Consider the following 14,377-nt stretch of genomic DNA (forward strand, 5'->3'; position numbering starts at 1 on the left):
GTGGCAGGGTGCCCTCATGAGCACCTCCCGCTACGTGCTGGCCCTGGACCAGGGGACCACCAGCACCCGCGCCATCGTCTTCGACCACGAGGGCCACATCGTGGCCTCGGACCAGCTGGAGCACGAGCAGGTGCTGCCGCGGCCGGGGTGGGTGGAGCACGACCCGATGGAGATCTGGCGCACCACCCGCACGGTGCTGGGTGGGGCCCTCACGGCCGCGGACACGAACGCTGCCCACATCGCCGCGCTGGGCATCACCAACCAGCGGGAGACCACCGTGGTCTGGGACCGGCACACCGGCGAGCCGGTGTGCAACGCCATCGTCTGGCAGGACACCCGCACCCGGGCGACGGTCGAGCAGCTCGCCTCCGAGCCCGGGCCGGACGGAGAGCCGATGGGGGACGACCGCTTCCGCGACGTGTGCGGCCTGCCCCTGACCACCTACTTCGCCGGCCCCAAGGTGCGCTGGATCCTCCAGAACGTCGAGGGCGCCCGCGAGCGCGCGGAGGCCGGCGACCTGCTCTTCGGCACCACGGACTCCTGGGTGATCTGGAATCTCACCGGCGGGCCCGAGGGGGGAGTGCACGTCACCGACGTCACGAACGCCTCGCGCACGATGCTGATGGACCTGCGCACCCTGGAGTGGGACCCGGGCATCTGCGAGGCGATGGGCATCCCGCTGTCGATGCTGCCGCAAATCCGCTCCTCCTCCGAGGTGTACGGGGTGGTGGACGACGACAGCATCCTGGCCGGTGTGCCCGTGGCCGGTGCCCTGGGCGACCAGCACGCCGCGACCCTGGGGCAGGCCTGTTTCACCCCGGGCATGGCCAAGAACACCTACGGCACGGGCAACTTCCTGCTGCTCAACACCGGCAGCGAGCCGGTGACCTCCCACCACGGCCTGCTCACCACCCTGTGCTGGAAGCTCGGCGAGGACGACCCGGTGTACGCGCTGGAGGGCTCCATCGCGGTGACGGGCTCGCTGGTGCAGTGGCTGCGCGACAACATCGGTCTCATCGGCACCGCATCGGAGGTGGAGGAGCTCGCGGCCACGGTGGAGGACAACGGCGGCGCCTACTTCGTGCCGGCCTTCTCGGGCCTGTTCGCGCCGCACTGGCGCTCGGACGCCCGCGGCGCCCTGGTGGGGCTGACGCGCTACGTGAACAAGGGCCACATCGCCCGGGCCGTGCTGGAGGCCACGGGTTTCCAGACCCGCGAGGTGGTGGACGCGATGCGGGCCGACGCCCACGACCTGGACCTCGAGGTCTCCGAGCTGCGTGCCGACGGGGGCATGACCGTCAACCAGACCCTCATGCAGTTCCAGAGCGACATCCTGGGCCTGCCGGTGGTGGTGCCGGAGGTCAGCGAGACCACCGCACTGGGTGCTGCGTACGCCGCGGGGCTGGCCGTCGGGTACTGGGAGGACACCGCCGAGCTCGCCGCCCACTGGCACGAGTCGCACCGCTGGGAGCCGCAGATGGATGCCGAGGACCGGGAGCGGGAGGTGCGCCGCTGGTCGAAGGCCGTGGAGCGCACCCTGGACTGGGTGGAGGACGAGTGACCACGACGTCCGTGGCCCCGGCCCGTAGAATCCGCCCATGGCACTGACGGCCGCCATGTGGCGACGCATCGGGGCGGTGACCGGCTGGGTGGTCGGGAGCACCGCCGCGGTGGCCGGTGCCGCCGTGGTGGGCACGGCCGCGTACTTCGGCCGCCGGGTGCTCACCCCCGATGCGGTGCACCCCGACGACTGCGAGCTGTTGTCCGTGGACACCCACGCCCACACGGTGACGCTGGCGGCCAACCACCTCACCCTGCAGCCGGGGCGCTACGGCCTGTGGCTCAAGGGGGGCGACGGGCACCTGCGGTTCAGTGACGTCATCGAGCACCACGAGGACAGCGGGCGCGTGGTGCGCCGGCTGGACGAGGTGGACGACGCGCTCCCCGAGCCGGGGCCGGCTCGTCTGAACCCCTACTACTACCCGCGCGACCCCCGGCAGGCGCTGGGCCTGCCCGCCCGGGACCTGACGCTGGCCTCGGACATCGGCGAGTTCCCCTGCTGGCAGGTGTTCCCCGAGGGCGTGACCGATGTCGTGGCCGACGGCGAGCACGTGCGCCACGACCGCTGGATGGTCACCGTGCACGGCCGCGCCGCGCGCCGGGAGGAGGGCTTCCGCGCCATCGCCCCCTTCCGCGAGGCCGGGTACGCCTGTCTGGTGCCGGCCTACCGCAACGACACCGAGGCGCCCCGCAGTGCCGACGGCCGGTACAACCTGGGACTCACCGAGTGGCGCGACATCGACGCCGCACTGGCGTACGCGGTGGAGCACGGCGCCACCGAGATCGTCCTGGTCGGCTACTCGATGGGGGGAGCGATCGTCCTGCAGACCCTCGCCCAGTCCGAGCACGCCGATGCGGTGACCTCCGTCGTGCTGGACGCCCCGGTCGTGGACTGGGGCCGGGTGCTCTCCCACGCCGCGAGCCGGGCACGCGTGCCGGCCGGGGTGGAGCAGCTGGCCCGCCACCTGATGGGGCGTGAGGAGGCCAAGTTCCTCTTCGCCATCAGCGAGCCGCGCGACCTGGCACTGATGAACTGGCTGGACCGGGCAGGGGAGCTGCGGCACCCGATGCTGGTGATCCACTCCCGCCAGGACGAGGTGGTGCCGGTGGCCTCCTCGCGCGAGCTGGCGGAGCTGCGGCCGGACCTGGTGACGCTGGACGAGTGGCCGGCGGGCATGCACTGCCGTGAGTGGAACACCGACCCGCAGGGCTGGGAGCTGGCGGTGCAGCGCTTCGTCACCCGTGAGGTTGCCGCCAGCGACTGAGCAGCACCGAGTCCTCCTCCAGCAGGCCGGCCAGGCCCCAGGACGCCGGGGTGGGCAGGGCTCGGGGGAGCGACCCGGCATCGCCACCGACGTGCGTGGGTGCCAGCGTCTGGCACCACTCGTCCACCAGCTGTTCGGCCAGCAGCTGCTGCCAGAGGGAGGGGCCGCCCTCACAGAGCACCACGCGGTGACCGGCTGCGTGCAGGTCTGACAGCACGCCGGCCAGGCCTGCGCTGCCGTCCACCGCCACCACCTGTCGGCTGGGAGCGAGGGTGGGTCCGAGGTCGCCGCTGCGGGTCACCACGGCCAGGACCGGCGGCCCCTCGCTGAGGCCCGCGGCGGTGCGGAAGGGCGCCCAGCGCGGGTCGACGGTCACCGGCCGGTAGGCCTCCCGGCGGGCGGTGGAGCCACCCACCAGCACCACGTCGCACAGCGCCCGCAGGAGCCCGAACACCCGGGCGTCGGGCTCCGTGCCCAGCGAGCCGCTCACCCCATCGGGCCCGGTCACGGCGCCGTCCAGGGAGGTCACCAGGTTGGTGCGCACCCACAGTCCGCGGGTGCGGGCGGCACCCAGGCTCACCGCATCGAGGGGTGGGGCGTAGAGCTCGGCCAGGTCGGCGTCGGCGAGGGGGCCCCGGCCGGTCATCAGGTCACGCATGGGGTCAGGGTGGCAGAGTGGGCTCATGGGAAAGAAGAAGGACGCCAAGAAGAAGCTCGAGAAGCTGGAAAAGGCAGCCAAGGCGGAGAAGAAGGCGCTGAAGGAGGCCGAGAAGGCCCGCAAGAAGGCCCAGGAGCAGGCCGAGGAGGCCCGCAAGAAGGCCGAGAAGCAGGCCGAGGCTGCTCGCAAGGAGGCCGAGGAGGCCCAGAAGGAGGCTGAGAAGGTCCGCAAGAAGGCCAAGAAGGAGGCCCAGAAGCAGGCCGAGGCCTCTCGCAAGGAGGCCGAGGACCAGGCCGCCGAGGAGCCCACGGGGGAGCCCACCGAGGACGACCTGGGCCCCAGTGAGGAGGCGCTGACCGAGGCCGCCGAGCTGATCGAGAACGGCGGCACACCGTTCAGCGATGCCCTGCGTGTGGGCACCGGCTTCCGGTTGGAGGAGGTCGACCCGGGTGCCACCCCCGCGTTCGCCGGCAACAAGGTGCAGGGCAAGCTGGCCATGGCGGCCAGCAACGACGAGCTCGACGAGCTGCAGGAGCGCCTGTGGGCGGCCGGCACCCGCGGGGAGAAGCGTCGGCTGCTGCTGGTGGTGCAGGGCATGGACACCTCCGGCAAGGGCGGCGTCATGCGACACGTGATCGGCGCCATGGACCCCCAGGGTGTGCAGATCGCCGCCTTCAAGGCCCCCACGGCCGAGGAGAAGAAGCACGACTTCCTGTGGCGCATCCGCAAGGAGCTGCCCGAGCCGGGGCACGTCGGGGTGTTCGACCGCTCCCACTACGAGGACGTGCTGGTGGCCCGTGTGCACGACCTGGTGCCGCCGGAGAAGTGGAAGGAGCGCTACAAGCTCATCAACGCCTTCGAGCGCGAGCTGGCCGCGGAGGGCATCACCATGGTCAAGGTGATGCTGCACATCTCGCCGCAGGAGCAGTCGGAGCGGCTCATGGAGCGCCTGGAGCGGCCGGACAAGCACTGGAAGTTCAACCCCGGTGACCTCGACGAGCGCGAGTACTGGGACGACTACCAGGAGGCCTACCAGGTGGCCCTGACGCGCTGCTCCACCAAGGGCGCGCCGTGGTTCGTGGTGCCGGCCGACCGCAAATGGTACGCCCGCCTGGCGGTGCAGCAGCTGGTGCTGGAGCACCTGCGGGCGCTGGACCTGCAGTGGCCGGAGGCGGACTTCGACGTGGAGGCCAACACCGAGCGTCTGCAGGAGCAGATCGCGGCGCGGGAGCTGGCCGAGGAGGAGGCCGCTGCCGAGGCGGTGGCGGAGCTGGAGGCTGAGTCTGCGTCGGGGGCTGAGTCCGCGCCTGGCAACGACGCGCCCGAGGACGCCCCCGAGGACGACGCGTCCACGGACTGATCCGCCGGATCGGGAACACGCACGCCGTCCGGGGTGCTGACCACGGGGACAGCCACACTTCAGGAGGCCACCCATGGCAGCACCCCAGGACGTCCCCACCATCACCCTGAACAACGGGGTGCAGATGCCCCAGGTGGGCTTCGGCGTGTTCAAGGTTCCGCCGGCGCAGACCCAGCAGGCGGTGGAGACGGCGCTGGAGGCTGGGTACCGCCACATCGACACCGCCGCCGGGTACGCCAACGAGGCCGCCGTGGGCAAGGCCCTGCGTGCCTCGGGCATCCCGCGCGAGGAGCTGTTCGTCACCACCAAGCTCCGCAACGGTGAGCAGGCTGCCGGCACGGCCCGCGCGGCTTTCGAGACCAGCCTGGAGCAGCTGGGTCTGGACCGGGTGGACCTGTACCTGGTGCACTGGCCGGCCCCGGGGCTGGGCACCTACCGCGAGGCGTGGACCGACCTGGAGCAGGGCTACCGCGACGGTCTGGCCCGCGCCATCGGCGTCTCCAACTTCCTGCCGCACCACCTGCGGGACGTGCTGCAGGACGCCACGGTGGTGCCGGCGGTCAACCAGATCGAGCTGCACCCCAGCTTCCAGCAGCCCGCCACCCAGGAGGCCTCGCGGGAGCACGGACTGGCCGTCGAGGCCTACGCGCCGCTGGGTCAGGCGAAGGACCTGGACCTGCCGGCCATCACCCGCATCGCCCAGGAGAAGGGCGTCACGCCGGGCCAGGTCGTGCTGCGCTGGCACCTGCAGGAGGGGCGCATCGTGATCCCCAAGTCGGTCACGCCCGAGCGCATCGCCAGCAACATCGACCTGTTCGGCTTCGAGCTGAGCCCCGGCGACATGGCCGAGATCACGGGCCTGGACACCCCCGAGCGCCTCTTCCCTGACCCGGACGAGGCCAACTTCACCCAGATGGACTGAGCGTGGGTCCTCTGCCCCGCCTCGCCCAGGGGTACGCCGCGGCCGTCCCGGAGCTGTCGCAGCCCTGGGAAGCCGCGCCCGTCGCCACGCCCACCCTCCTCGCGCTCGACGAGGCGGTGGCCGCCGACCTCGGCCTCGATGCGGGGTGGCTGGCCTCCGCTGCCGGCCTGCGCTTCCTGACCGGTGACCTCGGGGACCTCCCGGACGCGCCGCCCACCGTGGCCCAGGCCTACGCCGGTCACCAGTTCGGCGGGTTCTCCCCGCTGCTGGGTGACGGCCGGGCGCTGCTGCTGGGCGAGCTCACCGATGCCGCGGGGCGCACGGTGGACCTGCACCTCAAGGGCTCGGGGCGGACGCCCTTCGCCCGTGGTGGGGACGGCAAGGCCGCCGTCGGCCCGATGCTGCGCGAGCACCTGTTCAGCGTGTTCGCCCACGCCGTGGGCATCCCGACCACCCGGTCGCTGGCCGTGGTGGCCACGGGGGAGCCGGTGCAGCGTGAGGCGACCTTGCCCGGGGCGTTGCTGGCGCGGGTCGCCTCCAGCCATCTGCGGGTGGGCACCGTGCAGCACGCGGCGGCCTCCCACGGGCCGGAGGTTACCGCGCGGCTGGTGCGTTACGCCCTGCAGCGCCACCATCCGGAGCTGCTCGAGGGCCCCGAGCCCGAGGCGCTGGCCCTGCTGCGCGCGGTCACGTCCGCCCAGGCGCGGCTCGTGGCGCAGTGGATGGGCGTCGGCCTGGTGCACGGGGTGATGAACACCGACAACATGACCCTCTCGGGCGAGACCATCGACTACGGGCCCGTCGCCATGCTGGAGGCGCACGACCCGGGGGCGGTGTTCAGCTCCATCGACACCGGTGGCCGGTACGCCTACGGCAACCAGCCGGCGGTGGCGCAGTGGAACCTGGCGCGGCTCGCCGAGGCGCTGCTGCCCCTCATCGACGACGACGCCGAGCGCGCGGTGGAGCGGGCCACGGAGGTGGTGGTCGGTTTCGCCGAGGAGTACCGGGCGCAGCACGCGGAGGTGTTCTCCGCCAAGCTCGGTCTCGATGAGGTGGACGCCGCCAAGGTGGCCGAGTACCTGGAGCACCTGAGCGCCGAGGGGCTGGACCACACCGCGTCCTTCCGTGGACTGGCCGATGAGGCCGAGGCCGCCGGGGACGTGCCCCGGGCGGAGCGTCTGCGCGCGGTGAACCCGGTGTACGTGCCGCGCAACCACGTCGTGGAGGAGGTGCTCGAGGCGGCGACGGCCGGCGACCTGGCGCCCTTCGAGCGACTGGTCGGCGCGCTGCGCGACCCGTTCACCGAGCGACCGGGGCTCGAGGACCTCGCCGAGCCCGCGCCGCCCGGTTGCCCGCCCCACGTCACCTTCTGTGGCACCTGAGATGGACGTCCGCATCGGCACCTCCGGGTGGACCTACAAGCACTGGCGCGGCACCTTCTACCCCGACGGCCTGCGGGTGAAGGACCAGTTCGACCACTACGCCGAACGCTTCGACACCGTGGAGCTGAACGGGTCGCACTACCGGTGGCCGGCCGACCGCACGGTCGAGGGGTGGCGTGACCGCATGCCCGAGGGCTTCGAGATGACGGTCAAGGCCTCGCGGTACCTGACGCACTTCCGCAAGCTCAACGACCCGCAGGACTGGGTGGAGCGCATCACCCACACGATGGACCTGCTGGGGGACCACGCCGGGCCGTTGGTGATGCAGCTGCCGGCGAACCTCGGACGTGACGACGACCGGTTGGGCCACTTCCTCGGCCTGCTGCCGGAGCGCGTCCGGGTGGCGGTGGAGTTCCAGCACGAGACCTGGCTGGAGGGCCTGGACGACGGGGTGCTGGACCTCCTGGAGAGGCACGGCGCCGGCTTCGTGGTCTCGGTGATCGCCGAGCAGGAGCCGATCCTGCGGGCCGCGGGGCGCCTGGCCTACGTGCGCTTCCACAACGCCGACCCGAACTGGCGTTACGGTGGCTCGTTCTCCGATGAGGAGCTCGCGGCCTGGGTGCCACGCCTGGCCGAGCTGACGGACGGTCAGCGCCCGGCCTACGTCTACTTCAACAACGACAACCACGGCCACGCGGCCTTCAACGCCCTGACACTGCGGGGGCTCGTGGACGCCGCGGGGGAGTGACCCCGGTCGGCTACGGTCACCGCATGACGCGCGGGGGTGTGGTGACGGTCGTGGGGGCAGTGGTGGCACTGGCGGTGCTGTCGCTGGCCTCGAACATGATGGTGCCCGGGGAGGTCGAGGGCGGGCACCGGGAGTACTCGGTGGTTCGCCGGACGCTGAGCATCCTGCTGAACTCGGGTACCGCCTGGGCGGGGCTCGCGGTGCTGGCCGGGCGGCAGGCACGGTCGTGGTGGCTGGCGGCGCTGGTGGCCGTGGCCGCCGCGGAGGGTGCCCTGGTGCTGCACTACGTGCTGGGGATGGCGTTGGGTGTCTTCGGGTGGGGGATCTGGGCGTCCAACCTGGCGTGGTTCGTGGTGGCGGTGCTCTTCTGCGCACCCCTGGGTGTGGTGGGCCATCTGTCCCGGCGTGCCGACCTCATCGGCCTGCTGGGGAGGCTGACCGTGCCGGTGGGCGCCGTGGTCGAGCCCTTCGTCGTGGGCCACTTCGCGGACAGGCCGTCCACCTGGGTGCAGCACTGGTCGGATCTGGCGGCCGGCACCCTGCTGGTACTCGCGGGACTGGTGGGCGTGGTCGTCGTGCTGGTCCTCGCTGGCAGAGCGGACCGCAGGGACGTGGGAGCCTGACCAGACCCGCCACACAGCAGAAGGCCCACACCCTGGGGGTGCGGGCCTTCTCGTAGAGCGGACAACCGGGCTCGAACCGGCGACCTCAACCTTGGCAAGGTTGCGCTCTACCAACTGAGCTATGTCCGCCTGCGCGAGGCTCCCCATCGGGGAGTCCCTGCGCTGGTGGGCGATACTGGGTTTGAACCAGTGACCTCTTCCGTGTCAAGGAAGCGCGCTACCGCTGCGCCAATCGCCCGTGTCGGATTGCTCCGACGTGGTGGTGACGCGGACGTCACCTCGAGGTGGAGACGGGATTCGAACCCGTGTATACGGCTTTGCAGGCCGCTGCCTCGCCTCTCGGCCACTCCACCATGAGGTCGTGGACCCCGAGAGGTCGGAGGACCTCGGAGCGGACAACCGGGCTCGAACCGGCGACCTCAACCTTGGCAAGGTTGCGCTCTACCAACTGAGCTATGTCCGCCTGCGCGCTGTGACTGTGCCGAATTCCACGACCCGGTCCCTGCGGCGCTGGGCAACAATAACCAAGTTCGGCCCCGGTGCCAAACCCGCGCGTGTCGAGCGCGCGTGCGTGTCGTGCCCGGTCGTCCTGCCCGGGGCCGCCTCAGAGCGCCTCGGGCATGGGCCGCACGGTCAGCGACTGCTCGATGCGGGCGAACGCACCCTGGGCGTCGTGCATCCAGGTGGAGGTCAGCCCCGCACCGGTCGGGCCCCAGGCCACCTGCCCGTCGAGCCCCACCCAGCCGGGCACCGGCTGCCGCCAGATGTGGATGCTGATCTCCACGTTGGGGAACATCCACTCCCGCGGGTCCTTCCGCGGGCCGATGCCGTTCGCCGTGTCCGAGAGGCCCATGGCCGCCGCGATGGGGGAGACCTCCTGACCCTTGACCAGCGGCAGGTCGGTACGCAGCCACGCCCGGCCCCGCCCGGGTCCGTGCCCGTCGATCTCCTTGAAGTCCAACGAGTTGATGAAGCCGCCGCTCCACACGTGCATGCCGTCCCACTCCGGCAGCGACTCCGGCTCCGGCAGTCGCTCGATCTCCTGCCCGGCCACCTCGGCGGTGTCCACCACCTGGATGCGCCACGCGTGGGCGCGCACGACCACCCGGTCGCCGATCGTCATCGTGGCCTCGAGCAGCTCGATGGTGCGCCCCGGGCGCACGGTGCGCACCTCGATGGTGGACGGCATCGCCGGCATCACGCCGTAGGCCTCCACGGTCAACCGGGAGAGCTGCATGTCCTCCCGCGGCTCGTGCCGCATCAGCTCGTGTGTCACCAGGCCCACCACCGGTGCCAGGTGGTGCTCCCAGGGGCGCCACGCCCCCTGGATGTGCAGGGTCGGCTGGTACCGGCCGTCACCGAGGGGCAGGAAGTAGGCCTGCTCATCGGTGGGCAGGTCGGCGACGATCTGGTCGGGCTCGGGCAGGGTGGGGCGCTCTGTCATACCGGCAGCCTAGGTGTGGCCCGGTGGTGCGGTCCTACAGTGGCCCCATGAACGACGCACAGCCCATCGTCTGGGTCAACGGCCAGCTCGTCCCCGCCGACCAGGCCGCCATCCTGCCCATCGACCACGGCATCACCGTCGGCGACGGTGTCTTCGAGACCGCCGAGGTGCGCCACGGGGTCGTCTTCGCGCGCACGCGCCACCACGACCGCATGGACCGGTCGCTCGCCGGCATCGGCCTGGCGCCGCTGGACCGGGCCCGTCTCGATGAGGGGATCGATGCGGTGCTGGCCGTCTCAGAGGAGCGGGGTCACCCGCCGCTGGCCCGCCTGCGCTACACCGTCACCGGTGGCCGCGGCCCGCTCGGCTCCGGTCGCTACGAGACCGAGCCCACCTACATCGTGGCCCTGGCGGCCGACCCGGGCATGGAGGGCGACACGACCGTCGCCGTGGGCCCCTGGCGGCGCAACCTGTTCTCCACCGTCACCGGCCTGAAGACCACCTCGTACGCGGAGAACGCCGTGATGCTGCTCGCGGCCAGCCGCGTGGGCGCCACCGAGTGCCTCTTCGCCACCAGCGAGGGCGACCTGTGCGAGGGCACGGGGTCCAACACCTTCGTGGTGACCGACGGCGTGCTGCGCACCCCCGGCCTGGACCGTGGCCCGCTGGCCGGTGTCACCCGCGGCCTGGTCATCGAGTGGGCGCGCGCCGCCGGCATCGAGGTCCGCGAGGAGCAGGTGCCCATGGCCGACCTGGCCACGGCCGAGGAGATCTTCGTGACCAGCTCCATCCGCTCCATCCAGCCGGTCAGCCGCCTGGTGGAGATCGCCGAGTCCCCGGTGGCCGCCGCGCCCGGCCTGGCCGCGCCGCCGGCGCCCTCGCAGCAGTACGGCGTGTCGTTCGACCGTGAGCTGCCCGTCGGCCCGCTCACCCAGCAGCTGCAGGCGATCTTCCGCGAGAACTCCGCCGCCACCCCGGACCCGTGACCGCGAGTCGCTGGGCGCCGCCGGACCAGGCGGCGCGCACCGAGCCGGTTCCCCTGCACGAGCGCGACTGGGCCTGGCGCCGGCGCCTGCGGGAGCTGCCGGGCGTGGGGCCCGTCTACAAGCTGCTGGTGGGCCTGGCCGGTCTGCTGGTGGTCGTCATCGGCCTGATCATGGTGCCCTTCCCGGGTCCGGGCTGGGCCGTGGTGTTCGTGGGCCTGTTCATCCTGGCCACCGAGTTCCCCTTCGCCTCACGGGTGCTGTTCTGGGTGCGCGCCAAGGTGCTGGCCTTCGGCCACTGGCTCGCCCAGCAGGGGTGGGGGACCCGGTTGGCGATGCTGGCGCTCACCTTCGCCACCGCCACCGCCATCGTCTGGTGCGTGGGATTCCTCTTCGGTCACCCGCCCGGTCTGCCCGCCACCTGGGCCGACCTGCTGGTCGAGTGGGGCCGCGTGCCCCGCGAGCCCCTCTGGCGTCGATGAGGGAGAGCTCACCCCGTCCGGTGGGCGGGTTGGTGCCAGCGGCGATGATGGGGTACTGTCTGCCGTCGCACCGAGGATTCGGTGCGAGCGCACGGGCGCATAGCTCAGTTGGTTAGAGCGTTCGCTTCACACGCGAGAGGTCAGGGGTTCGAGTCCCTTTGCGCCCACCCGTTGCACGCCCCGGGAGTCCACCAGGACCCCGGGGCGTTCGCGTGCCCGGCGACTGGGGAGGGGCCGCGGGCCCACGTAGACTGCGCGGGCGGCGCACGCTCGGGCGCCGCTCACCCCATCGATCATGCAGCGGCTGCTGCACGAACAGGAGAAGTCATGGCCCCCATCAGTCTGACCGTGAACGGCGCACCCCGTACGGCCGAGACGGGGACCACTGGCACCGACCTGTTCGGTGACGACCGGCGGGTGGTGGCCACCCGCGTGAACGGCGAGCTGCGCGACCTCTACCGCGAGGTGGGCGACGGGGACGAGGTGGAGGCGGTCCTCATCGACGAGCCGGACGGCCTGGACATCCTGCGCCACTCCGCCGCCCACGTGCTGGCCCAGGCGGTGCAGCAGGAGTTCGGCGAGGCGAAGCTGGGCATCGGCCCGCCCATCACGGACGGCTTCTACTACGACTTCGACGTCGCCGAGCCGTTCACGCCCGAGGACCTCAAGAAGCTGTCCAAGACCATGCAGCGCATCATCAACGAGGGGCAGACCTTCGTACGCCGCGAGGTCTCCGACAAGGACGCCCGCACCGAGCTGGCCGCCGAGCCGTACAAGCTGGAGCTGATCGGCCTCAAGGGCGGCGCCGCCGAGGAGGCTGCCGAGGGCGCCTCCGCCGAGGTGGGCGGCGCGCAGCTGACCATCTACGACAACGTGCGCAAGGACGGCAGCGTGGCCTGGGGCGACCTGTGCCGCGGCCCGCACCTGCCCACCACCAAGCTCATCGGCAACGGCTACGCGCTCACCCGCTCCGCGGCCGCCTACTGGCGCGGCTCGGAGAAGAACCCGCAGCTGCAGCGCGTCTACGGCACGGCCTGGCCCTCCAAGGACGAGCTGAAGGCCTACCAGGAGCGCCTGGCCGAGGCCGAGCGTCGCGACCACCGCAAGCTCGGTGCGGAGATGGACCTGTACTCCTTCCCCGAGGAGGTGGGCCCCGGTCTGCCGGTGTTCCACCCCAAGGGCGCCATCCTGCGGCGCACCATGGAGGACTACGTGTGGAAGCGCCACGTGGAGGAGGGCTTCTCCTACGTGACCACGCCCCACCTGTCCAAGGAGGGCCTGTTCCACACCTCCGGCCACCTGCCCTACTACGCCGAGGGCATGATGCCGGAGCTCGACGACGACGGGCAGGCCTACCGCATCAAGGCCATGAACTGCCCGATGCACAACCTGATCTACCGCTCCCAGCAGCGCTCCTACCGTGAGCTGCCGCTGCGCTACTTCGAGTTCGGCACCGTGTACCGCAACGAGAAGTCCGGCGTGCTGCAGGGCCTCACGCGCGTACGGATGATCACGCAGGACGACTCGCACTCCTACGTCACGCGCGAGCAGGCCCCCGGCGAGGTGAAGCACCTGCTGGACTTCGTGCTCTCGCTGCTGCGGGACTTCGGCATGGACGACTACTACCTGGAGCTCTCCACGCGCGCCGAGGAGGGCGACAAGAAGGAGAAGTTCATCGGCACCGACGAGCAGTGGGCCGAGGCCACTGCCGTGCTGGAGCAGGTGGCCACGGAGACCGGCCTGGAGCTCGTGCCGGACCCGGGCGGCGCCGCCTACTACGGGCCCAAGATCTCCGTGCAGGCACGCGACGCCATCGGCCGCACCTGGCAGATGTCGACCATCCAGTACGACTTCAACCAGCCGGAGCGCTTCGGCCTGGAGTACTCCGCGGCCGACGGCACGCGCCAGCAGCCGGTGATGATCCACTCGGCCAAGTTCGGCTCCATCGAGCGCTTCATCGGTGTGCTGGTGGAGCACTACGCCGGGCAGTTCCCGGTGTGGCTCGCGCCGGTGCAGGTGCTGGGCGTGCCGGTGGCCGAGGACTTCCAGCCCTACCTGGAGGACGTCCTGGCCCAGATGCGCGCCCAGGGCATCCGCACCGACATCGACGCCAGCGACGACCGGTTCCCCAAGAAGATCCGCAACGCCAGCAAGTCGAAGGTGCCGTTCACCGTCATCGTCGGGGGAGAGGACCGCGATGCGGGCGCCGTCTCCTTCCGCTTCCGCGACGGCTCCCAGGAGAACGGGGTGCCGGTGGCCGACTCCATCGCCCGCATCAAGGACGCGATCGACACCCGCGCCCAGGTCTGACCAGCTGCCCGGGCCGCCCGGCCGCCATGCGGTCAGGCGGTCCGGGGCCCGGGCACAGCAACCGGACCGGGCACAGAAACACCGAAGGGCCGACACGTTCGCACATGTCGGCCCTTCGGCGTTGATCAGGCGCTCCCGCGGGGGAGCGGACCGCTGCTCAGTAGAAGCGGCGGGTGGTGTAGCGCCAGGTCCAGATGCGGTCGCACACGACGCGACGGCCCGGACGCGGGGAGTGGAAGATGTAGTCGCGGCCGTTCCACGGCACGTAGAAGCCGACGTGCGAGGCGTGGTTGTAGTTGCCGATGAAGAGCATGTCGCCCAGCGTGGCGTAGCGCTTCGAGATGGCGCGGGCGCGGCGGTACTGCGTGGTGGCCGTGCGCGGCAGCGTGATGCCGTGGCGGGCGTGGGCCCACTGCACCAGGCCGGAGCAGTCGAAGGAGTAGGGGCCCTCGGCGCCGTACACGTAGGGGTAGCCCTCGCGGGTCCGCGCGGTGCGGTAGATGGAACGGCGGAAGGACTGCGTCATGGCGTTGGCGTCGGAGGCGCCACCCACGGTGAGGGCGGTGGCACCGGCCGCGGCGGCCGCACCGGTCAGCATCGTGCGACGGTTGACGACAGCAGGGATTTCAAAGGTCGTTGC

At 71.5% G+C, this 14,377-nt stretch carries 13 protein-coding genes and 5 tRNA genes; 11 read left to right on the forward strand and 7 right to left on the reverse strand.

Translation table 11 applies throughout. The annotated features are described in order from the left end of the window. Positions 1–16: 16 nt before the first annotated feature. A complete protein-coding gene (glpK, locus tag ACEY2A_RS02895) occupies positions 17–1,561 on the forward strand; it encodes a glycerol kinase GlpK (RefSeq protein ID WP_374929384.1) in 1,545 nt (514 codons plus the stop codon). Positions 1,562–1,598: 37 nt separating this feature from the next. Beyond that, positions 1,599–2,825, forward strand: coding sequence for an alpha/beta hydrolase family protein (locus tag ACEY2A_RS02900; protein ID WP_374929385.1), 1,227 nt, complete (start codon positions 1,599–1,601; stop codon positions 2,823–2,825). Here ACEY2A_RS02900 and ACEY2A_RS02905 read toward each other — a convergent pair. Continuing rightward, complete coding sequence (locus tag ACEY2A_RS02905; RefSeq protein ID WP_374929386.1) at positions 2,797–3,483, reverse strand: dihydrofolate reductase family protein; 687 nt, start codon at positions 3,481–3,483, stop codon at positions 2,797–2,799. The two genes, ACEY2A_RS02900 and ACEY2A_RS02905, sit on opposite strands and share 29 nt — an antisense overlap. 331 nt (positions 3,484–3,814) lie before the next feature. Between ACEY2A_RS02905 and ACEY2A_RS02910 the strand changes: the two genes are divergently transcribed. The 5 genes from ACEY2A_RS02910 to ACEY2A_RS02930 all read left to right on the forward strand — a co-directional run bounded on the left by ACEY2A_RS02910 (position 3,815) and on the right by ACEY2A_RS02930 (position 8,518). Next, positions 3,815–4,843: a polyphosphate kinase 2 family protein gene (locus tag ACEY2A_RS02910; protein WP_374929961.1), complete on the forward strand. Its 1,029-nt coding sequence runs from the start codon at positions 3,815–3,817 to the stop codon at positions 4,841–4,843. A gap of 73 nt (positions 4,844–4,916) precedes the next feature. Beyond that, a complete protein-coding gene (locus ACEY2A_RS02915) occupies positions 4,917–5,765 on the forward strand; it encodes an aldo/keto reductase (protein WP_374929387.1) in 849 nt (282 codons plus the stop codon). A 2-nt stretch (positions 5,766–5,767) separates the two neighbouring features. After that, positions 5,768–7,147 carry a YdiU family protein gene (locus ACEY2A_RS02920; RefSeq protein ID WP_374929388.1) on the forward strand — a complete coding sequence of 460 codons (1,380 nt, stop codon included), beginning with the start codon at positions 5,768–5,770 and terminating at the stop codon, positions 7,145–7,147. A 1-nt stretch (position 7,148) separates the two neighbouring features. Beyond that, positions 7,149–7,895, forward strand: a complete 747-nt coding sequence (locus ACEY2A_RS02925; protein WP_374929389.1) for a DUF72 domain-containing protein — start codon at positions 7,149–7,151, stop codon at positions 7,893–7,895. 23 nt (positions 7,896–7,918) lie between these two features. Further along, positions 7,919–8,518: a hypothetical protein gene (locus ACEY2A_RS02930; RefSeq protein ID WP_374929390.1), complete on the forward strand. Its 600-nt coding sequence runs from the start codon at positions 7,919–7,921 to the stop codon at positions 8,516–8,518. Between the two features lie 56 nt (positions 8,519–8,574). On the opposite strand, the gene ACEY2A_RS02935 is transcribed toward ACEY2A_RS02930, so the two are convergent. The 5 genes from ACEY2A_RS02935 to ACEY2A_RS02955 form a co-directional block, all read right to left on the reverse strand. Then, positions 8,575–8,647 (reverse strand) — tRNA-Gly (locus ACEY2A_RS02935). A gap of 34 nt (positions 8,648–8,681) precedes the next feature. Further along, a tRNA-Val gene (locus ACEY2A_RS02940) sits at positions 8,682–8,756 on the reverse strand. 44 nt (positions 8,757–8,800) lie between these two features. After that, positions 8,801–8,871: transfer RNA gene (locus ACEY2A_RS02945), tRNA-Cys, on the reverse strand. 37 nt (positions 8,872–8,908) lie between these two features. Then, a tRNA-Gly gene (locus ACEY2A_RS02950) sits at positions 8,909–8,981 on the reverse strand. Between the two features lie 141 nt (positions 8,982–9,122). Further along, positions 9,123–9,962, reverse strand: coding sequence for a thioesterase family protein (locus ACEY2A_RS02955; protein ID WP_374929391.1), 840 nt, complete (start codon positions 9,960–9,962; stop codon positions 9,123–9,125). A 47-nt stretch (positions 9,963–10,009) separates the two neighbouring features. On the opposite strand from ACEY2A_RS02955, the gene ACEY2A_RS02960 reads away from it, so the two are divergent. The 4 genes from ACEY2A_RS02960 to thrS all read left to right on the forward strand — a co-directional run bounded on the left by ACEY2A_RS02960 (position 10,010) and on the right by thrS (position 13,737). Further along, a complete protein-coding gene (locus ACEY2A_RS02960; RefSeq protein ID WP_374929392.1) occupies positions 10,010–10,948 on the forward strand; it encodes an aminotransferase class IV in 939 nt (312 codons plus the stop codon). Continuing rightward, positions 10,945–11,427, forward strand: coding sequence for a TIGR02611 family protein (locus ACEY2A_RS02965; RefSeq protein ID WP_374929393.1), 483 nt, complete (start codon positions 10,945–10,947; stop codon positions 11,425–11,427). Before ACEY2A_RS02960 ends, ACEY2A_RS02965 begins: the two co-directional genes overlap by 4 nt. Before the next feature lie 93 nt (positions 11,428–11,520). Further along, a tRNA-Val gene (locus ACEY2A_RS02970) sits at positions 11,521–11,594 on the forward strand. Positions 11,595–11,754: 160 nt separating this feature from the next. After that, entirely contained in the window at positions 11,755–13,737 is a 1,983-nt protein-coding gene (gene thrS / locus ACEY2A_RS02975) for a threonine--tRNA ligase (RefSeq protein ID WP_374929394.1), read from the forward strand. Positions 13,738–13,894: 157 nt separating this feature from the next. Here thrS and ACEY2A_RS02980 read toward each other — a convergent pair whose 3' ends face one another. Beyond that, complete coding sequence (locus tag ACEY2A_RS02980; RefSeq protein ID WP_015779508.1) at positions 13,895–14,335, reverse strand: C40 family peptidase; 441 nt, start codon at positions 14,333–14,335, stop codon at positions 13,895–13,897. Between the last annotated feature and the right edge of the window lie 42 nt (positions 14,336–14,377).

The sequence above is a fragment of the Kytococcus sedentarius genome (genome assembly GCF_041937525.1).
Classification (GTDB): Bacteria; Actinomycetota; Actinomycetes; order Actinomycetales; family Dermatophilaceae; genus Kytococcus; species Kytococcus sedentarius_A.

Coding starts and splice junctions, on each gene's coding strand:
- glpK (WP_374929384.1), top strand. CDS start 17: ATGAGCACCTCCCGCTACGTGCTGGCCCTGGACCAGGGGACCACCAGC.
- ACEY2A_RS02955 (WP_374929391.1), bottom strand. CDS start 9,962: ATGACAGAGCGCCCCACCCTGCCCGAGCCCGACCAGATCGTCGCCGAC.
- ACEY2A_RS02915 (WP_374929387.1), top strand. CDS start 4,917: ATGGCAGCACCCCAGGACGTCCCCACCATCACCCTGAACAACGGGGTG.
- ACEY2A_RS02930 (WP_374929390.1), top strand. CDS start 7,919: ATGACGCGCGGGGGTGTGGTGACGGTCGTGGGGGCAGTGGTGGCACTG.
- ACEY2A_RS02925 (WP_374929389.1), top strand. CDS start 7,149: ATGGACGTCCGCATCGGCACCTCCGGGTGGACCTACAAGCACTGGCGC.
- ACEY2A_RS02905 (WP_374929386.1), bottom strand. CDS start 3,483: ATGCGTGACCTGATGACCGGCCGGGGCCCCCTCGCCGACGCCGACCTG.
- ACEY2A_RS02900 (WP_374929385.1), top strand. CDS start 1,599: ATGGCACTGACGGCCGCCATGTGGCGACGCATCGGGGCGGTGACCGGC.
- ACEY2A_RS02980 (WP_015779508.1), bottom strand. CDS start 14,335: ATGCTGACCGGTGCGGCCGCCGCGGCCGGTGCCACCGCCCTCACCGTG.
- thrS (WP_374929394.1), top strand. CDS start 11,755: ATGGCCCCCATCAGTCTGACCGTGAACGGCGCACCCCGTACGGCCGAG.
- ACEY2A_RS02960 (WP_374929392.1), top strand. CDS start 10,010: ATGAACGACGCACAGCCCATCGTCTGGGTCAACGGCCAGCTCGTCCCC.